Here is a 19609-nt window from a genome sequence, read left to right on the forward strand (position 1 = left end):
CAAGAAACCGGCGTTTGTTACTGTGCGGTTAAACCTGGTTCACCACGATAAATCACGCGATCATTGCCACGATGAATACCAAACGTGATCACCGATGATGGGTTTTCTTCTCCGATTTCTTCCTCACTTTCTACTTTGTTCCACTTGTATTTGAGCCAAGGTAGATCATTTCCACTCGGATCAAGGTTTAGCCAAACACGACTTTGTTGACGGTTAGATTCAGATTCTCTAGCTTCAATTGAGCGAGAACGACCCGCGATCACTTTACCGCCAGCACTCAGTGCCACATCGACAGCTTCATACTCTCCACTCTGATTTTTCTTATCAGACCAAATCGTTTTGTCTTCATACTCAGGTTTCGGAGATTTGAGACCTGCAACATCCGTTTGGCTGTCATCTAAGTTGAGAGTGAAACGTTTACCATCCCAGTATTCAATACGAAGTGGAATATGTATCACCGTGTCTTTGCCTTGCTTCTCGCCAGCATCAGATAAGTTAACGCGACCAAAGCGAATCTTAGGCTGTATAATTAAACGCGAGTCGTTAGCTTTATCTACATTCAAGAAAGAAACCGGATCCTGACTATTACCCGCAAATACCAAGCCAATTTTCGTCACATCCGCTCCCTGATTATAAGGACCATCGGCATAACCTTTTGCATCGTTTATCTTGGTAAAATCTTTAATAAAGCATGCACTACCAACCGAGCGATTCGAAGAATCAGCACCACAAAGCGAATTACCACCTATAGTGAAAGATCCGAGACTCTTCGTATTATCAGATAATCCCCAGCTTCCCTCTGAGCTAGGAGCATCAAATCTCCCAGCCAATGCATCTAACTCATCAATATTAAACATGGCTTGATTCGCAGACTCGAACAACGCATAGTTTTTGAGTGAATCTTCATTCGAGTTCAAGGCCTCAACCGAATAAGAAACACCATCAAAAGGCTGCCCCATATAAGCGAAGCTTTGAGCGTCAGGGTAAGTCCAGTTGCTACCTGTCACTTGGAAATATTTAGGATAAAAACGACCGATAGTGACGTGATTGTCCGTCAACGATTTTTGGAAGTACGTTCCTGATGTTTTCAAGTCCAATGAGCCTACTTCATTCCAAGCATATTCCACCGTCAGACCTGACTTAGCATTATCTTTGTTAAATTCTAATTGCTGTTTATCTCCTAGATTCGAGATATCGCTGTCTGTTGAGGATGGATAAGCAACAGAGAATTCAGTATCAAATTGTGCTTTAGCACTTTCACCTGAGAGAGAGTCATCTGAGAAGAAGTTTTGAGTCACTGGATAGTTACAAAGATCACTTGCCTGACCTTTCGAGTCGCTATGCACAACTGGTTTGTATGTCACACTAAAGCTCTCTCCAGATGGAATAAAGCCGCTATCAGTGTCTTGGGTTTCTGGGTTCAATTTTCCGTCGTTCTTTGCAACAATATCGCATGCTGCAATTTTCCAAGGTCGCGATTGAACGGTAAATGAACCATTTAGAACCGATGTTTTCGCTTGGCTCTCTACATCTCCGCCTGAAGATATTGGACACTTATCCGAATATTGAGGGTCACAAGTAAAGTTCGCATCTTCAAGCTTGATTGTGTATTGCCCAGATTCCATCAATTTGAAGTCATCATTTGACACACCTTTTTCTAAGCTCAAAAACTCAGGAGCATAGGTCAACAAATTATCATCATTACGCCCACTGGACGGAGCCTCTAAATCTAGAGTGACAACTGGCAAGCCTGTATAGCTTTTCACCACCGTTTGCTCATCACCATGACAAGCGAGAACTTTGGTATCAAGCTTATAGCTTTTTCCAGCAACAACACTTATGTCATCGACTGCAAATTTAAATGGCACATACTTAAATGTTGTTGTTTGAGTCTGATTGTCATCCTCAACCATTGTAGCTTTAAGTGAGAATGTTTGATTCAAATCGACTTGTGCAGTGTTCTTTACTGTGACAACAAGGTCTAACTGTCCTCTATTATCGTCATTCACACTGGTTCTAAAACGAGGATAAGAACCTGTACCGGTATTATTTGCAACGGTAACCGTAAAGTTACTAGCCATGTTGACAGGGAGCATCTCAACATCAATCCAGGTACTTTCTGGCTCACCTTTATTCTTAGTCTCAATTGTAAATTCAGGCTTGTCATCTCCACACATCAAAGCAAACTGTGTTTTTGGTGACATGTTGAATTCGTAATCATCTAAAGAGGGTAAACACGATGTTGCTGCGTGTACCGTAGTATGATTGTTCATGTCTATATCAACGGCAGTCACAGCACCATAAACAGTACTATGGTTACTTAAATAAACTTTCTTTTCACTGTATATCAATCCCACAAACTCAGAATGATTGGCAATATCAACTCTATCATAGAGGGTTGTGGTGCTAATAGGAAGGTCGTAAACGTTCACACGCATATTTCCGTTAATTGTACTCAACGGGTTGAGGTTAACATCCATTCCCATGAACGATTTATTCGCTAATGCGACCGCTTTAGTATTTATCGTAACTTCAGTACCTTCTTTAACTAAAAGCTTACCACCTGTATTAATCTTAACCGTATCAAACCAATACTGACCGGCTTCTAATGTCAACTCTCCATCAACATTTAGGTTTTTAACACGCTTCCCATTTTGATATGTGACCTTTTGATTCGCACCAATGGTTGCATTACTCCAGGTAGTTGTAACCGGAAAGTCTTCTAGAGCTTCTTTGCCTACTAACAAGCCATCATCACCATGACACTCAAAGCCATCACATGCATTCGTTCTATTTTGGCCAGAAATACTACCTGGACGGAAACCAACAACACGTATTCGGTCTCCATCAACTGTCAGTATTGGAGCCCCTAATATTTTCGATTGATTTGATAGGAACAAGGTGCCATTAGGTCCATCTTCTGGCCTTTCACGCTTCCAAGTTTGTACCGGAGCATTACTAAAAGCATCACAGATTGGGTTTGGATTAGCTTTCTCAAACATAAACCAGCCCACGTCTTCATCCTTATGGCCCCTCTCTCTATCTTTCTGCATGTCTTCTTCGATAATAAAAGCGGCAGAGTCCTTAGTAACTTCACAACGGCGCAACCAACCACCATTTGGGCCACGACGTGAGTTTTTGTTTGCAACCAAAATAGGAGGCGCATCAAAATTAGTCGTGTCAGGGAAAGGGGTATATACAGCACATCCATCAATCACAGGATCAATGACAGGATCTTTCGTATTCAATGTGTATTTGGTTGTACCATCTCCTAACCAAAACTTACGGCCATTAATATAGCCAGAGCCTTGACCTGCCACAAAAGCGAGCGTTTCCTTTTTACGCAAGTTGCTGTAAACCTCTGAGGTCTCGAGCGAGATTTTAGCTTTATCTTCCGTAACATCCCGAGCAAGAGCAGTAAACCAATCTGACGGTCGATCATTGTTTCTCGTCTGAGACTGAACTAATACACCCGGTTTTTTATCAAAACTGCTTAAACCAAAGTCAGAAAAATCGATGGTTACCCCATTATTTCTTTCATTCGATTTTGCTGACGCGGCAACATTGGTATCAATTGTGCCTGCGACAATTTTTGAGCCATTATTCAACTCTAGAACACCAGGCTCGATAATGAAGTAATCAACGTTAGCCAACTCTTTTTGAACGGCAATATTATTCTTACCCAAAAAAGTAACGTTTGAATCTGCTTTTTGATGCGGAGCAAACTCCTGAACGATAGTGGCTGAGGAATAACTGGTATTGACAACGGAAATGCTCGACGGATACTCCGTCGTTCGCGGTGATTTTTTCGATAAACTCGCATCAATTGTCGGCATTACAAACACTAACGGTTTAGGCTTACTCGCATCATATGAGTTTTCGAAATTAATCGTACAGGTATACTTACCTTGTTTCATGCTACAAGTATCACGATCTACTGTGCCAAATTCGAAGTCAGGAGAGCTGTTAATAGGATCTTCTGGTTCAATAATTGGTGGTTCGGTCGCATCCGAGTCACAAGATACGTCAGAAATACCAGCTCCCTCTGTATGAATGCTCAATTTGCCGTTTTTCATATCCTTGTTCATCGAAGCAATGAGTTGCCAATCTGACTGCCCCTGAATACGCCGATAATATTTGGATAAACTGTTGTTCTTAGCATCATGAAAAATCTGTATTTCATAGACTTGACCATTTGTAAGGTCCTGTTCATTAAAGTGGTATATCTCATTAGAAGTGTCACCTTTCTTACGTTGTGTATACCAAGCCACCTCCTCGGGATGATTTCCGTTGTGCTCAAAATACACAGCTTGAAACGCATTACTTCCTATAACAGTAAAACCAACTGAAAACTTTGTATTACCATGAATTTCACATGTTCCAGGCGATGGCTTTTTCGCATACACCAAGCTAGACATATTCATGAACAGCATTAGAACTATGACTTTGAATAACTTTTTCATTATTGATAATACTCCCTAACCCAAATCTCTTGTTGGCGCTGAACTTTTGTCACCCCGGAGCCACAAGTTGCTCTGGCTTGCACCTTAAAGAGAGATACCGCATCTGAAGCATCTTTATTAAAGGTACCTATTTTTGAACATGTCATCGTTTTTAACTCGCAACCTGTGCCTACCGCCATATTAGGCGTAGCGCCGCTCACAGTATCGGAGCATAAATCAGCGACATTAGGCTCTATATCACCTAATGGATAAAGCTGAGTAAGCGCCCACTCATTGGCAGATTGGGCGATAAACCACGCTTTAGTTCCTAAAAATTCACGTGTGAGTGTGCTTTGGTTGGACCAATTTACGCGCATTAATGAAGCTGCCAAAAAGCCCATCACGATAATGACAAACAACACGATGATTAAGACATTGCCTTGTGGCTTTCTTCTATGGAACATTGAGTACCTGCACGTCTTGTTGGTAAACACTGCGCTCACCGTCTTGAACAAATTCCAAATTGATATGAACTAAGCCGCCGCGTTGGAGCGTTGGTTCGGAATAATGCATTGCACTAAGCTTTTTACCGTCAGGTCCTGTCGAAGTAGTATCCACACTATCCGCCACAGGCACACCATTGCGCATCACTCTGTTGCCATCAAAGCAATACTCGATCTGCGAGCCATTTAAATAAACGTAATGACGGCTCGAAATAGAAGAGCTCCCAATCGTACTGGCAGCTCCACTGACAACAAAGACATCACCGGTTTTGACCAGACCACCAACATCTAAACTTTGTGAAGAGGAAGGTTGTAGATCTTCGTAACGACTTGGGTTAATAACCATCCAAGCGTCAGCGGGCATTCGGTTTAACGTGGCGTCATTACCCAATAAAAATTCCAAATCGTTATTTGTTAGTGTGTAAAACCCTGAATACTCAATCGGCACAAACTCCAAGCAACTTACATCCTCTCGTACATCTTCTGGTACATGGAAGCTATTTGGTACCGCATGGCGAATCTCACGCGACATTTTTTCTAATACAAACTGCGCTTGAGTTTGAATTCGCTGGCGGTCGATAGAATCCGCATAACCTTTCATCCCCAGCTTCACATACCCCGCGATACCAAGCATCATGATGCTACCAATCACAATCGTGGCAATCATCTCTATTAAAGTAAAACCCCGCATTTTCATCAGTAGTTTCCTCTAAAAGCGGTAAGCGATAGTGGCTGAGTATTGCTCGAGTAAATGGTTATCGTCACCTTTTTGTAAGGCGTGATACTCGTAGACTTGGTAGGTGCAGAGTTGTTTGTCGTAATATCGTAATAAGCGACTTTCACCTCAACCCTAAAGTTCTTGTAACTGTCACCACTGTCTTCACCCAAAATATCACTGATGTTACCGCGCTCTTTTCCCTGACACTTATTGACCGTTGTAGGCGTACTCCAACAGCCGATGTAATCATCAACGTCATTAAAATCACTTGGTCGATTTTCTCCGCTGTCTTCACCTAAATCATCAGGCTCAGTACAACTCTGTTGTCTCGCACCAGTTGGCCCCTCTCCACAGCGAATCACGCCACCATCAAAGTCGCTGTTTTCATCAAAACCCCGCGCCAATATTTGCGACATAAAACTTTGCGCTAAGGCAGCAGCGCGAGTTTGATAGTGAGGCGTTGCAGAATCGCGCAACTGCGGAACAAGAAAGGAGGTATAGGCAATCATGGCAATGCCCATCAAAACAATGGCGATCACCATTTCAATCAAGGTCATGCCGCCTTGGTTCTTCAGCCTTTTATTGCTTAAGCGTTTCAGGATTAAGCGCTTCATGTTTAGACACGTCATGAGCACTCCCCCTCTGACACATACCCTTGACTGTTGATATCTACACGGCAGCGGCTACCGCCATTTTTATCTCGGATCAGGATAGAGACTCCGGCAGAAGCAGAACCTAAAGGGTTACCTAATAAATTAAATTTTATCGGCGAAGTACCACCACTTAATTCAAATACCGCTTGTGGGTCAGCCACATAATCACTGCGAGATTCACGCTGAGTCTTGTTCATGTCACATGCGGCTTTAGAGCCAATACAGGAGCTAGAAACTTCGAGAATAAAGTTGGTGTCTTCATCATCAACATTCGATTGCATGCGATTGACTTGCACTTGGCGGATCACGGAAATGGCTTGTTCTTGAAGTGCATAAGCGGAGATGCTGGCAGTGCCCACAAAACGGCTCGCTGCATAAAGCGAAAGAATAGAGAGCAGAACGATCACTAAGATCAACTCCATCAGCGTAAACCCAAATGCAGAGCTGCGATTTTTCATAACCCAACCTTAGGTCCAGAACAAGCAAATTAAGTATAAGATGAAATTATTAGAGTAATGATAGAGTTATCACATTTTTACATGAAGTGTGAGCGGTATACGTCTCGCGTTGTGGCTAGTTATTGTCACCTTTGGCTTCATCTAGCTCTTTCTCGATGCGATCGTAGGTTTTCTTGTTGCTCAACGATTCAGAAACATGCTCTGCGGTTTGCTTGGTTTGCTCCCACTTCGCTTCATAGGTTTCTGCTTCAAAGCTGATAAATCTTGGTAATACCACATAGCCAACCACACCGAGGAGAATTAAAACAACAACGAACTCAACAGAGCTCAAACCGGAGGATTTACGCATATTAAGTATTCCGAGATTAACCAGAATTGGGAAAGAAAAGGCCAGACTGGCTGGCCTTTAGAAAATTTTCTGTTTAGTTAGTAGTGCAGTCCGTTACTTCTGTTTTTGCTACTTTATTCTCTTCAGCCGCAGTGTAACTCACACACTTTTCATTGTAGTTTTCTAGACCAAACTTAATTGTATCGCCGGCTGCCGTACCGCCACCATTTTTATAAACGAAATCACCCTCAGTAATACCTGTAATAATACCTGCAATAGCACCACTTGTTGCTTCTGGGTAACCGAAAATGGTATTGATAGATGCCGTACCAACACCAGTACTTACCGCACCACTAGTTGATTCAATCCCTTTAATTGCAGCTTTACCATAAACAATACTAGATGCACTTTGAATTGCACCAGAAAGACCTTCGAGCGTAGAATTACGCGCATCATCTTGTAAACCTAAGAAACGTGGAGCAGCCGTCACCGCTAGAATGCCTAGGATCACAATAACCACTACCAATTCGATAAGGGTAAAACCACCTTGTCTTTTCATTGTTTTTTCTCTCTATGTAAGCATGCAGAGTGACTGCAAAATTTTGGTCACATGACCCTGTTATTTGAAGCCATAATAAAAGCCAACGTGACACATTTACGTCATGTTACAACTTTTTTCTTATGGAAATGTTTGCATTATACCGACTTTATGAACCATTTGTAGTACTAAGGTGTCAAATAATTCACTCCGCCGAGTTTTCGACACTCAATTTCAACTGGTTACCACTCGATATAACTACAACTTTATAACCATTTGCGTAAGTATAATCACACATATAATTATTACTTTTAACTACGCCACGAATTTTCAACAACTCGCTCGCCATAATCTTGCGTTGTGGGTAATGCACCGCCAACCAATAGTCACAATCCAGCTCCCCACCGGATGTAAATGGCGACACCAACCCCTCATCGGTCATGTGCAGCGTAAAGCCGTCCATCATCAAGACGTTAGGCTCCCCACTGACAAGCCAAGCTTGCTGATAACGCTGAATACTGGCGCGCATCCAAGCTTTCGCCATTTTGCTGCCAGATAAACTCGCCTCTTGTTCGATAGGCTTTAGATTCTGCACAAAAGCCATCAGCACGATCATCACCACCAAACCACCGAGAATGGCCGTTGCCCTCCTTGGGTTTTCAACCATGTTTTAACCGCCTTTGATGATGTCCAACATGCCCCACATCGGCAAGAATATACCCAGAGCCAACACCATTACCATACCGGCAACAATGACCAAAAGTAATGGTTCTATTCTAGCGGTCAGGGTTTTGAGATCGTAATCCACCTCGCGGTCATAAAAATCCGACACCTCAAGCAAGAGCTCATCAATACGACCGGTTTCTTCCCCCACCGCGATCATTTGAATGACCAACGGCGTAAAGATTTTACTGTTGATCGCCGTGACAGAGATGGTGCTGCCCGCTTCAATCGAGGCTTTCATTTCTAAAATGCGGTTTTCAAGAAACTTGTTGCCAAGCGCTTCCCCCGCCAACGCTAATGACTGGTTAAGTGGCACACCAGATTTGAGCATCAATGAGAACGTGCGTGCAAAACGCGATAACTGCGCTCGGTTTACAATGCCCCCGACAATTGGCAAGCGTAAACGAAATTTATCAAACGCCTCTTGCCCGTCTGCCGTTGCGACCCAAGCTTTAAAAACAAAAAATGCTCCGACAATCGCGGCAATCAACAATCCCCAGTAGTGAACAAAGAAGTTTGACGTCCCAATCAAGATCCGGGTTGGCAATGGCAAGTCCACACCAAAACGCGAGAACATAGAAGCGAACTCAGGGATCACTAAGATATTCAGGATAAACATCGCAATGGTGATGAACACGATCACAAACGTCGGGTAGCGCATCGCCGCTTTGATGCGTTTGCGCGTTTCGAGCTCTTGTTCGTAATAGTTGGCCAATTGCAGCAACGCTTGATCGAGACGACCCGTGTTCTCACCGACGTTGATCATTGAGACAAATAACGGGCTGAATACTTTGGTATGTGGCTGCATCGCAGAAGATAAGCCTCGACCATTACTTAATTCAGATACCACGTCTTCTAGCGCGTCTTTTAGCTGCTTATTCTCACAGTTCTGTAAAAGTCCGCGCATAGAGCGAAGCAACGGCACGCCCGCTTTGGTCAAGCTAAACAATTGACGTGAGAATAGAATGATCGCTTCCAATGGGATCGCCGGAACAAGGAGCTTAGCTAAGCTCACTTTGTTCTTCATGGCTTCTTTTTCTAAGCGAATGTTGAGCGGGATAATCCCCTTGTTCATCAATGCTTCTGCTGCGGCTTCTGCATTGACAGCATCCACTTTACCACTGGTTGCTTTACCGTCTAGAGAGCGGCCTTGGTAACGAAAAGTTGGCATTCACTTACCTATATTAAGATCGGTTCAGCTTGACCAGAGGCATCACCCTCTCCCAGTGCCATCACTTCATCAAGGCTGACGGTACCTTGCAGAGCGAGCTCCATTGCCGAGGCAAGCAGTGGCTTATAGTTTGGCGAACGACGAGCGACTTGCGCAAAACCAACCGCATCGTTAGCACGCAACTTATCCATCATTTCTTGTTCAAGCTCTAAGATTTCGAATACACCGATTCGACCTCGGTACCCCGTCATATTACAGTTTTGGCAGCCAAGGCCTCGATGGAATGTTGTGCCCACCTGATTTGGGAATCGCTCTGCTAGCCAGTGCTGACGAGGCGCATCAAGCACATCTGTGGTTTTGCAGTCTGGACACACACGGCGAACTAGACGCTGAGCAACCACCGCACGCACCGCACTTGCGACCAAGTAACCCGGCGCCCCCATATCAATCATGCGCAGTGCACTGTCGATTGCATCGTTCGTGTGCAATGTGCTCAATACTAAGTGACCTGTCAGCGCGGCTCGTAAGCCGATTTCAACCGTTTCTTGATCTCGCATCTCACCGATAAGGATGATGTCCGGGTCCTGACGTAAGAAAGTACGCAACACGCGAGAAAACGTCAGATCAATCTTACTGTTGATCTGTACTTGGGTAATGCGAGGTAAGCGATACTCAACCGGATCTTCGGCTGTGATGATCTTTTTGCCTGGCTCATTAAGCTCACTCAAGGCACCATAAAGCGTTGTGGTTTTGCCCGAACCTGTTGGCCCTGTAACGAGGATCATGCCATGAGGGCGAGCAAGTTGATGACGCAAACGCGCCAGTAGCTCAGACGGCAGACCAGAATCTTCTAACCGTCTTAACCCTGACGACTGGTTTAGCAAACGCATAACCACAGATTCGCCATATTGCGTTGGCAGCGTTGACATACGGATATCTATCGACTGACCACGCACTTTGATATTAAAGCGACCATCTTGCGGTAAACGTTTTTCAGAAATGTCGAGATGCGCCATTAGCTTTAAGCGCAACACCAATGCAGAGGCAATATTCACCTCGTTAAGCAAGGTTTCTTGCAGTACGCCATCAATACGTTGACGTAAACGCAGCACTTTATCGTCCGGCTCAATATGAATATCGGAAGCGCCAACTTGCACCGCATCTTCAAACATGGAGTTGACTAGCTTAACAACGGTGACATCTTCACTGTCACCCTCATCGATGCCATATTCAAACCGTTCAGAATCTTGGTGCTCTGCTTGCAACTGCTCAGCAAACGATGCGATTTCTTGCGTTCTTCGGTAATAACGGTCGAAGCTTTCGATTAGCTGACGCTCCGGCGCAATGATAAATTCCAGATCATATTGCCCAAGCAAGTTCATCAACGACTCTTGGGTAAACAGATCCGCAGGATCACTCATCGCCACTCGCAAGGTATCGCCATTTTGAGCGACAACTAACGCACGCAGACGACGCGCATGCACTTCAGGCAGCAGTGGCACCGCGTCAGGATCAACAGGCGCTCGGCTTAAATCAATCAGCGGCAAACCTAACTGCTGAGATAAAAACTCCAGCATCTGCTTTTCGGTAATAAAGCCGAGATCAATCAACGCATCGCCAAGCTTCTGACCTGTATTTCTCTGAGCAGATAAGGCCTGCTGAACTTGATCTTCCGAAACAATATTTTCTTCGACCAAGAGATCGCCTAAGCGTTTTCTCAACTGAATTTTCATTGTGCACTCTCCAGTTGTTGTAAGAGTTTTAAGCGATCGCGAATGAACGCCTGTGATTGATTTGAAATACCGACTTTACCCAGCGCTTGCTGGTAGGAAGCCATTGCCGATTTGAATTCGATTGCTCGTTCTTGCTGAATCCCAAGCCCCAACCACCAGCGTGCATTTTCAGGCTCTCGTTGAGTGAGTAACTGGTAACTTTCTAACGCAATATCGTTCTGTTTTTGCTTCTGCGCTAACGCCGCTCGCATTGCTAAATAATCGCGACTTGGCATTGGTGGGAGGTGCACAAGTGGGCTCAGTGCGGCTTCGGGTTGATTGGCTTTCACCAACAACTTAGACAGCGCAAGACGCAACACTTGGTTATTCACATCTAAATTAATACCCGCTTGTAGAATATCGTACGCTTCACGCGTGTCGCCTTTACCAAAATATAACGCCGCCAGTTTTTGGCGAGCTTCAACATTCGTTGGCTGATAACGCAGTGCTTCATTAAACGCAGATAACGCACCTTTCATGTCATTGGCATCCATGGCCTTATCTGCGCGTATTAACGCTTTTTCGGCAAGTTGCTGGTGAGAAAGCTCAACTTGCTCTATTCGCATCGAGCTTTCCTGCACCATGGCAGGCAATGATTTGGGCTCATAATTGACTTGTGCCAATAGCACCGGCTTTTGCACCGCGTTCGGTACAGAAACAGCAGGTGTTTGAACATCGTTTGTCAGCACACCACGCTCAGCTTGAGACGGGGTATGCGATTTAGGTTGAGCTCTCACCTGAGATTGAGCTTGCTCTTGAGGCTTAACCACCACCGTTTCAGAAACTTGATGCGCTCTTTCTAGTGGTTTGGTGTACACCACTTCATCAAGATCAGGGGTGACTTTACTCGTCGGTGAATGTGTAACTCCTGCCGTTTGGTGAACAGGCTTAGATGACGAATCTAGCGTGTTATCGGCTAGGTTCGGTAAAGACAACCCATCTTGCTTTGCGTAGGATGGCGACTGTGATACAGCCCACCCACCAACGGCTAAGCTCAATGAAAAACCAGCAACTAGCCACAGCCAAGGTTTAGTCTTTGTGACGCTTGGTACTTCTGCTTTAGTTAAAGCAGATGGTGCATCTTTTTCAGCAAGTTCTGATAATGCTTTATTAATCGCACTCAAGACTGACTCCATCCCCAAAATACAGGGGTCTTAAACTTAGGTTTACGGGCATCAAAGGTGTCATGCATGGCCACATAAACGTGATGATTTTTTAAAAGGGTGCAGCGATCGTTAAATGCAGAAAGTAATGCTTTATGACTGATTTGATTAATCAGCCGAGGTATCCCCATTGCTGAACGCCAAATCGCTTTTTTCTGCTCAATCGTCAATATATGAGCGCCATTTCCCGCTTTATCCAACCGGTTGTTGATATAAGCCACCCCCTCATCCAAAGAGAGAGGACGAAGATGGCAATTGAAGGTAATGCGTTGACGAAACTGTCTGAGTTCATGTGTTGCCAAACGCTCATCGAGCTCAGGTTGACCAAACAACACCAATTGAATCAACTTATGCTGCTCTGTTTCTAAATTGCCAAACAGACGTAGTGTTTCTAACGCTTGCTCTGATAGCGCTTGAGCTTCATCAACAATCAGCACTGTTTTTTTCCCGCTACTGTGCACCTCAATCAAACGTTCCTGTATCAACGACACAATACGTAAAGGATCGTCTTCTTGAATACCCAACTCCCTTGCGACGGCAAACTGTAATTGCTCGCCGCTAAGAACAGGGTTTGGTAGGTAGACAAGCTCAACTTGGGATTCAATTTGCTCAATAAGCTTACGGCACACCATGGTTTTACCCGTGCCGACTTCCCCCGTCACTTTAATCACGCCCTCTCCCATCTGCACAGCAGCAAGTATGGTCTGAATGGCTTCATAGTGCGGCACCAACCCCAAAAACATCTCTGTATTTGGGGTCAATGAGAAAGGCTGAACTCGGAACCCAAAATGCGATAAATACATATACGGTTTAAAACACCAAGATGATGATACAACTCCCGTCCGCGTTATTGTGCGTCAGGGAACCACTCTTGCAGTAAATCACGTGAGCGTTCTAGCTCTTTCTGCCATGAGTTAACACCAACAACGGTCGGTTTAAGCAAAATCACCAGTTCGGTTTTTTCCGTCACATTGTTCACATTGCGGAACAGATGCCCTAGCGCTGGTACGTCACCAAGAAATGGTACCTTAGAAACCAATTCGCGGTTTTGCTGCTTCATCAAGCCACCAATCACAACCACGTCACCATCTTTTGCTCGAATGACAGAGTCTGATTCACGGATAGAGCTTTTTGCCAAAGGAAGTTGAATGTTTTGGAATTCGCCACCTAGGTTCAATTGTTTTACTTCTTCTTGAACCTCAATAACCGCTGGATGGACGTGAAGGAAGACATTTCCCTTATCATCAATTTGCGGGGTTACATCGAGAGAGATACCAGAGAAAAACGGCGTCAATTCCACTTCAGGTACCGCATTGGAGTTTTCACCATTACCGGCATTGCTCGAAAGTTCAGTCACGAAGTATTCATCCGTACCGACTTTGATCACTGATTTTTGATTGTTGGCCGCGGTAATACGAGGGCTTGAAAGGACATTCAAGTCACCTTGTGTCGACATAAAGCTCAAAACCGCTTCAAAGTTACCATCAGAAATCGTTACATTGGTTTGCCCACCCAATAGAGAACCGATCGCGTCTAATGGCGGCAATGCGCTTGCTGCACGCTCCACAACAACACTGCCAGAGTTACCAATCGAAGCCGTCATATCCGACCAATTGATACCTTGCTGATAACCATCACTCAAGGTCACTTCTAAGATCTTCGCTTCAAGAATCACTTGACGCTGCATTCGTTCTTGAGAAACGCCTAAGAACTCACGAACTTCACGAATTTCATCAGGGAATGCTCGCACTGTGATCACCCCAGCTTGTGGGGTCACAACCACACTTTGACCTTTGCCTGAGCCAATGAGATCTGCCACCGATTGTTGCAGCAAAGGCCAAAAGTCACTTTCGGTAATGGTCTCAATACGTGTGCCACCAGTCGAGGTCGTAGAGCTATCATCCGAATTCGAGCTTGAAGAGTCAGAATCATCCGAGCTACCACCAGAGCTTGATTTACCTGCCGACGTTACCGAACCAGTTACGATACTTGTCAAAGAGCGACCTGAACGTTTGAATTGAAGGTAATCAACTGGGATGGTGACCGTGCGCATACCCGCTGGGTACACCTGAATCACTTTGCCCGTTTGGACAACATCATAGCCATACATGTCTTGCACGACGCGTAATACTTCATCCAAGGTTACGTCAGAAAGGTTAACCGTGATGTTGCCTTGTACCGCAGGGTGAATAGCAACGCTGTACTCTGTACCTTTCACCAAAGAGGCAAAGAAACTGCGCGCATCAACCGCATTAGCTTGAATACGAAAACGCTTCAGCATTCCTTGCTCTGAAGTGACATTGGTATCAAGGTTTGGCATTAGATCGGCTTCGACGGAAGATGGGATCTCTTCAAGTGCTCGACTGTTTGCTTCATTAATAGATTCATTAAGAGCTTGCTTCACTTCAACTGGGTCACGGTGGCCCATTGAACACCCCATTAAAGAAGCAATTGTTATTCCTACAACTAATTTGCGCATATCTGATCAGGCTCTGGTTATTATTTTTTTACATTCAAACGGAAAAGCTCAAGCTTCCAATGACGGTCGCCTCGCTTTAAGGTTACAAATTCACTGGTAATTCGCGACACTCGATACCCATTAACTTGGGCTCCTTGCTCAACAAGGCGGTTATTCAATATGGCGATACAATCTGAATTTGGTTTGCATACGATGCTATTGAGCGTCGGTACACGATACTGCTTCACTTTAGGCTTAGCTTGCGCTTGAGCAGCCGGTTGTTTCCACCCTAATGGCGCGGTTGGATCTTGATTCGCAAAAACAGAACCAGACACCACTACGAGGGCAATTGAGATCATGAGTTTCTTAACCACCGATAAACTCCTCTCTTGAACCTAATGTGTAAACTTCCAGTACCAACTTCGCTTTTGGATATTCTTCCACTTTGTAATTGAAGCTGCGCCAGTAGTAACTCGAAGGTAAACCCTCTAACTTGCTTAGGTAATTGACGATAGAAAAATAATCGCCCGTCAGCTCCATTCGAACCGGATGAACGTAGTAGCCTGAGTATTGAGAAGCTTCTTTATCTTCCGTGATCGGTTCAGCAGGTAATGTCTGCAATGACAGCAAATGAATACCGCTTTGTTTTTCCAATACACTTTCGAGTAATTGAGCCATTTGAGATGGTGTAATTAAGTGCTCAATGATCTCTGACAATTGCATAGAAAGGTGATGACTTTCCGCCAACAGATCAGAGATTTGTTGATCTATTTCCGCATTAGGATCTTTTTTCAACTGCGCTTGAATGCGCAAAATATCAATTTCTGTCTTTTGGTTCGTGAGCTTTAAGTTGCTCAATTGCTTATCGTTACTGGTTACCTCATTTAATTTCGGTTCTAATACCAACGTAAACAACAACATAACAACCGTTACCAAGCCACAAAGCGCCACCAGCATTTTTTCTCGAACGCTCATTTCTTCGAAACGTTCTTCTAAAGAAAGCCAAATATCATTCATTGCGCTTTGCCTCCACGAGTCTTCAACTCAAACGTCACTACATTATCCTCGTTGCGACCAATGCTCACATCATCGAATGTGCGTCCAATTAGGCTAATTTCATTCTTAAACTGACTCACCCAGTTTGGTACTGCGCTCGGCGTTTTCGCTAAACCTTTAAGATCGAGCGTAGTACTGTCGATATGAATGTCTGACAAAGAGATATTGCTGCTGCCTAGTTTCGCCAGCGACTGCATCACTCCGGAGTAGCCTGTTCGTTGCGAATCGTCATATTTTCCAACCGCTTTCATCGAGTCGCGTTTGGCTTTCACTTCTCGTTCTAGTCGGGCTTTTGCCGCTAACTTATTGGTATCGGGTTGGTGTTTACGAAGCCTCACTTGGTAACGTTCTAGTTCCGACTTCATGATATTGCCTTTGCTCTTTACAATCGCAATCTCATCTTCGACGCCTGAGCTCTGCCATGTCACATAGCCGTAAGACAACACGATCAAAGCGGCAGCAACCACCCAAGAAATGACCACATTCTTTAATGTCAGTAAGTTTTTTTTCGGTTTTAAGAAGTCGGGATATAGATTAACGCGACGCACACCCGTATTGGCAGCCGCGCTATCGGCTAACACTCGCCCTGAAAGTTCATGCTCTTCAGCGAGCAAAGGAGAAACTTTAGTGCTCAAACGGTAGTTCAGGGATTGAACCAGTTCATTCTCATCCTCTTCATCACAGCACACTTTCAGTTGGTGTAACTGAACATTACGTAACTGTGAGGACAAGTAATCGATCGAACGTTGCAATTCCAGTGAAAGGCTGTCCATTTGCAATTCGCTTGATGGGACGCCTGTTAATGGTGGTGTCACACTGCGAATTGAACGGTGGAATGCGATGGTATGATCAACAAAAGCACTGATTCTAAAATGACCGCGTTTACTTCGCTGTAGAAGTAAAAAATGACCAAGTTCTCCAGCAGTATCACCCCATACATCATCTTCTGGGATAATCGCATCCAGCGTTAGGTTGACACGGCTAGCAAGAAGCGCCAGTTTGTCCACCATTTTTCTTGATACAACATACGCTTGCACCTTACTTGAGTTTGGCAACTCAACGGCATCAGCAATGATGTCAATGGCACGTTCAGAAATCAGCTCTTTCAACAAAAACGGCAATGCAGATGACCACTCATTACGAGGCATTGCCGGTTTATCGATTTGATACATCTGATAGTAGTTATGCGAGAGTACGACACTTAAAGCATCATAACCACTCGCTGCAACACTCAACGCTTGTTCACAGGCTCGCTCCCAATTTGAGTCAGAAATTTCAAATCGTGAAGGCCTGTTACTAGAGGCCGGTGTTGATAAATAGATGGCATCTGGTTGAACAACCAAAAAGCACGTACGCCCACCTATCGATGAGCGCTTCAGCTTATCGAATACTGCTTTAAAATCCATGTTCGTTATCTTTATTTTTTCCGCCAGCGATTGCGTCTTCCCAATTTAACTTGGGAATCTGAATGAGAACTTAGCGTGATGCTTGGTACTGGAAGAAACTGTTCTTCTGCCGAAAAATAGCGTCCCTGACCACCGAACACCCCGAGTTCAACCAAGGTGTTCAACTCATGCTTATTCTCTATACCCACTGCTATTATTTTAGTTTTACTGTTTGCAGCTGCGCCCAACATACTTCGGACAAACAACTGATTTTCATGCCTTTGATCGATCTTTGCGACCAAACTTCGATGAAGCTTAAGGTAACGAATGTCCACTTCTTTTAAATAATGAGTACTGACTATCGTTCGCCCTGCCTGCCCAATCATGATCTGGCACTCTAAACCGGCCAGCATTTTTGCAACAGGTCGCATAAAATCGAAATATCGGACAAATTGCGCTTCAACAAACTCAAACGTTAGGCATTTTCTCTGCTCTCGAGACAATTGCAAAAGCTCATCTCGAAACCACTTAAAATACTCTCGATGACCAAATGGTACGACATTGAGATTGAGGACGTAGTGTCTAGAGCTATCAAAGTTATCTTTAAAGTCTTTTAAGAACTTATTCAAAACCGCACGATCCATCTGTGCTTCATAGCCCACTTGCCGCACTGCTGAGATAAAGCGAGATGCTTTTACCATGCCATTCTCTGGATCGAGGATTCGACAGGTTAACTCATTATGCAATGATTTTTTATGCTTCATATCACCTATTGAATAGGCAGATTGTGCGTAGAGTATCACATTTTCAGAGGTGAGTGCTGAATCAAATAGCGTACGCCATCTCACACTGCCGCGCACATTTTCATCATGATTCCATTTTTTGAAGCGACTCCAGTTATTGCTATTTTGTAGCTGAGCACTCCTTAACGCCGTTTCCGCCTCATCGATAATTTGACTATGGCGCTCACCTTCTTTGTACATCGTCATTCCGATGTGACACCAGTTTTCTTCATTTAATGGGTATGGTGGGTGCAATTTTTCGAGCTGACGAATGCATTGCGAAGCCAAGTTTGCCACGTCTTTACCGGAGTGATGAGGAAGAAATAGAGCAAAGTCCGCATCATAGTATCGGGAGAAGACGACATCGGGAAAACGCTGCACTAAATTTGATAATAAGCTACCCACCTCGACGATAAATTCATCACAGGTTTGCTTGTCTTGCTCTTCTTCTACGAGCTTCCAGTCTTGAATTCGTATTAAGAGCACGGCGCCACGAGCGCCACTTTCCAAAAGGGCGGATTCCAATTTACTATCAAATAAGACACGGTTTGCCGTACCTGTCAGCTTATCGAGGAACGTCTGTGTTCGAATAAATGTATCAAAACGACTTCGTTCTTGACGTGCATCTTGGAGCTCTTCAATCAAGACATCGAGCGCTTCACTCGCTGTATAAGGCCACTCCCTCTCGTCCCCTTTTGCATACTGCTCTACCCGGCCAGCCAATATCATTCGACCGCGCTCTTCAAGCATCTCGGAGCCCTCTAGTTGCTCTTTTAACCAAGCAACACCGCGCATTAAGCAAAAAATGATCAATACGACGGCTAGCGTGATCGACCACAGAGCCTGCATCGAGTAGCCATAACCGAGATAAGGAGGAAGTGCCTTGAAATAGATAACGTAGTCTTGATTGTGAGCGAGTTGAAACTCTTGCTCAATCAGTATCGATTTATCTATCTTATGAGAGGTGTCTTTGAAACGATAAACAACGGCATTATTGGTCGATAGCGTCATTTCAACGATGTTACTTGCTTGTAGCATCTTAGGCATCCAACGCTGCATCGAGTACGCAGCGTCAGGGTCTTCCATCTCTTTATCAACAACTTCAACAATCCCCTCCAAATAATGAGTGAGATATTCTTGTCCAAGCCGTTTAAAAGAGAGGGTGCCACCGACAAACAAAATAAACATCGCGCAAATAACGATCATGGTGACAAAGGCCACCAAACGCGTGCTTAACTTTAGAGTTGGGGTATACCTCATGAATACCAAATTCCTTTTCTATTCATCATATACCTTGTTGAATTACTTATACTTGATAAGTGTTCAGTAAACAATCGGATTCGTACAATAGTGAGAGGCTAAGACTAACAAATACCAGACTTTAGTACTAAACCAGGAGCGCAGAATCGTTAGCCCGAATGGCAATAAAAAAGCCGCGTGATTACGCGGCTCATGGGAT

The 19609-nt window shown here is 44.4% G+C and carries 17 protein-coding genes; all 17 read right to left on the bottom strand.

Features of this window, described 5'->3' with window-relative positions:
* Positions 1-17 precede the first annotated feature (17 nt).
* The 17 genes from VA249_RS12620 to csrD all read right to left on the bottom strand — a co-directional run bounded on the left by VA249_RS12620 (position 18) and on the right by csrD (position 19410).
* Positions 18-4463 carry a DUF6701 domain-containing protein gene (locus VA249_RS12620; protein WP_221068182.1) on the bottom strand — a complete coding sequence of 1482 codons (4446 nt, stop codon included), beginning with the start codon at positions 4461-4463 and terminating at the stop codon, positions 18-20.
* Entirely contained in the window at positions 4463-4906 is a 444-nt protein-coding gene (locus VA249_RS12625) for an MSHA biogenesis protein MshP (RefSeq protein ID WP_221068183.1), read from the bottom strand. Before VA249_RS12625 ends, VA249_RS12620 begins: the two co-directional genes overlap by 1 nt.
* The gene (locus tag VA249_RS12630) at positions 4896-5642 is read right to left on the bottom strand and encodes a PilW family protein (RefSeq protein WP_221068184.1); all 747 of its coding nucleotides are present in this window, start codon (positions 5640-5642) and stop codon (positions 4896-4898) included. The genes VA249_RS12625 and VA249_RS12630 overlap by 11 nt, the downstream gene beginning before the upstream one ends.
* On the bottom strand, positions 5642-6238 hold the full coding sequence (locus tag VA249_RS12635; protein WP_221069950.1) for a prepilin-type N-terminal cleavage/methylation domain-containing protein: 597 nt from the start codon (positions 6236-6238) through the stop codon (positions 5642-5644). Before VA249_RS12635 ends, VA249_RS12630 begins: the two co-directional genes overlap by 1 nt.
* A 50-nt stretch (positions 6239-6288) precedes the next feature.
* On the bottom strand, positions 6289-6774 hold the full coding sequence (locus VA249_RS12640) for a type II secretion system protein (protein WP_221068185.1): 486 nt from the start codon (positions 6772-6774) through the stop codon (positions 6289-6291).
* A gap of 115 nt (positions 6775-6889) precedes the next feature.
* The gene (locus VA249_RS12645; protein ID WP_221068186.1) at positions 6890-7123 is read right to left on the bottom strand and encodes an MSHA biogenesis protein MshA; all 234 of its coding nucleotides are present in this window, start codon (positions 7121-7123) and stop codon (positions 6890-6892) included.
* 73 nt (positions 7124-7196) lie between these two features.
* On the bottom strand, positions 7197-7661 hold the full coding sequence (locus VA249_RS12650; RefSeq protein ID WP_221068187.1) for a type II secretion system protein: 465 nt from the start codon (positions 7659-7661) through the stop codon (positions 7197-7199).
* Between the two features lie 184 nt (positions 7662-7845).
* Entirely contained in the window at positions 7846-8307 is a 462-nt protein-coding gene (locus VA249_RS12655; protein ID WP_221068188.1) for an MSHA biogenesis protein MshF, read from the bottom strand.
* 3 nt (positions 8308-8310) lie between these two features.
* Positions 8311-9534, bottom strand: a complete 1224-nt coding sequence (locus VA249_RS12660; RefSeq protein WP_221068189.1) for a type II secretion system F family protein — start codon at positions 9532-9534, stop codon at positions 8311-8313.
* Positions 9535-9542: 8 nt separating this feature from the next.
* Entirely contained in the window at positions 9543-11267 is a 1725-nt protein-coding gene (locus VA249_RS12665) for an MSHA fimbrial ATPase MshE (protein ID WP_221068190.1), read from the bottom strand.
* A complete protein-coding gene (locus tag VA249_RS12670; RefSeq protein WP_221068191.1) occupies positions 11264-12442 on the bottom strand; it encodes a tetratricopeptide repeat protein in 1179 nt (392 codons plus the stop codon). Before VA249_RS12670 ends, VA249_RS12665 begins: the two co-directional genes overlap by 4 nt.
* Entirely contained in the window at positions 12427-13272 is an 846-nt protein-coding gene (locus VA249_RS12675) for an ExeA family protein (protein ID WP_221068192.1), read from the bottom strand. Before VA249_RS12675 ends, VA249_RS12670 begins: the two co-directional genes overlap by 16 nt.
* A gap of 44 nt (positions 13273-13316) precedes the next feature.
* The gene (mshL, locus tag VA249_RS12680) at positions 13317-14948 is read right to left on the bottom strand and encodes a pilus (MSHA type) biogenesis protein MshL (protein WP_221068193.1); all 1632 of its coding nucleotides are present in this window, start codon (positions 14946-14948) and stop codon (positions 13317-13319) included.
* A gap of 20 nt (positions 14949-14968) precedes the next feature.
* Positions 14969-15301: an MSHA biogenesis protein MshK gene (locus VA249_RS12685; protein WP_221068194.1), complete on the bottom strand. Its 333-nt coding sequence runs from the start codon at positions 15299-15301 to the stop codon at positions 14969-14971.
* Positions 15294-15944 (bottom strand): type II secretion system protein GspM, encoded by a 651-nt coding sequence (gspM, locus tag VA249_RS12690; RefSeq protein ID WP_221068195.1) that lies wholly within the window; start codon positions 15942-15944, stop codon positions 15294-15296. The genes VA249_RS12685 and gspM overlap by 8 nt, the downstream gene beginning before the upstream one ends.
* Positions 15941-17389 carry an MSHA biogenesis protein MshI gene (locus tag VA249_RS12695; protein ID WP_221068196.1) on the bottom strand — a complete coding sequence of 483 codons (1449 nt, stop codon included), beginning with the start codon at positions 17387-17389 and terminating at the stop codon, positions 15941-15943. The genes gspM and VA249_RS12695 overlap by 4 nt, the downstream gene beginning before the upstream one ends.
* Positions 17390-17400: 11 nt before the next feature.
* Positions 17401-19410: an RNase E specificity factor CsrD gene (gene csrD / locus VA249_RS12700; protein ID WP_221068197.1), complete on the bottom strand. Its 2010-nt coding sequence runs from the start codon at positions 19408-19410 to the stop codon at positions 17401-17403.
* Positions 19411-19609 lie beyond the last annotated feature (199 nt).

It is taken from the genome of Vibrio alfacsensis, assembly GCF_019670485.1.
GTDB classification, from domain to species: domain Bacteria; phylum Pseudomonadota; class Gammaproteobacteria; order Enterobacterales; family Vibrionaceae; genus Vibrio; species Vibrio alfacsensis.

What these genes read in the sequence shown, in the direction of transcription:
- VA249_RS12620 (WP_221068182.1), bottom strand. Translation starts at nt 4,463, where the DNA reads ATGAAAAAGTTATTCAAAGTCATAGTTCTAATGCTGTTCATGAATATG.
- VA249_RS12625 (WP_221068183.1), bottom strand. Translation starts at nt 4,906, where the DNA reads ATGTTCCATAGAAGAAAGCCACAAGGCAATGTCTTAATCATCGTGTTG.
- VA249_RS12630 (WP_221068184.1), bottom strand. Translation starts at nt 5,642, where the DNA reads ATGAAAATGCGGGGTTTTACTTTAATAGAGATGATTGCCACGATTGTG.
- VA249_RS12640 (WP_221068185.1), bottom strand. Translation starts at nt 6,774, where the DNA reads ATGAAAAATCGCAGCTCTGCATTTGGGTTTACGCTGATGGAGTTGATC.
- VA249_RS12645 (WP_221068186.1), bottom strand. Translation starts at nt 7,123, where the DNA reads ATGCGTAAATCCTCCGGTTTGAGCTCTGTTGAGTTCGTTGTTGTTTTA.
- VA249_RS12650 (WP_221068187.1), bottom strand. Translation starts at nt 7,661, where the DNA reads ATGAAAAGACAAGGTGGTTTTACCCTTATCGAATTGGTAGTGGTTATT.
- VA249_RS12655 (WP_221068188.1), bottom strand. Translation starts at nt 8,307, where the DNA reads ATGGTTGAAAACCCAAGGAGGGCAACGGCCATTCTCGGTGGTTTGGTG.
- VA249_RS12660 (WP_221068189.1), bottom strand. Translation starts at nt 9,534, where the DNA reads ATGCCAACTTTTCGTTACCAAGGCCGCTCTCTAGACGGTAAAGCAACC.
- VA249_RS12665 (WP_221068190.1), bottom strand. Translation starts at nt 11,267, where the DNA reads ATGAAAATTCAGTTGAGAAAACGCTTAGGCGATCTCTTGGTCGAAGAA.
- VA249_RS12670 (WP_221068191.1), bottom strand. Translation starts at nt 12,442, where the DNA reads ATGGAGTCAGTCTTGAGTGCGATTAATAAAGCATTATCAGAACTTGCT.
- VA249_RS12675 (WP_221068192.1), bottom strand. Translation starts at nt 13,272, where the DNA reads ATGTATTTATCGCATTTTGGGTTCCGAGTTCAGCCTTTCTCATTGACC.
- mshL (WP_221068193.1), bottom strand. Translation starts at nt 14,948, where the DNA reads ATGCGCAAATTAGTTGTAGGAATAACAATTGCTTCTTTAATGGGGTGT.
- gspM (WP_221068195.1), bottom strand. Translation starts at nt 15,944, where the DNA reads ATGAATGATATTTGGCTTTCTTTAGAAGAACGTTTCGAAGAAATGAGC.
- VA249_RS12695 (WP_221068196.1), bottom strand. Translation starts at nt 17,389, where the DNA reads ATGGATTTTAAAGCAGTATTCGATAAGCTGAAGCGCTCATCGATAGGT.
- csrD (WP_221068197.1), bottom strand. Translation starts at nt 19,410, where the DNA reads ATGAGGTATACCCCAACTCTAAAGTTAAGCACGCGTTTGGTGGCCTTT.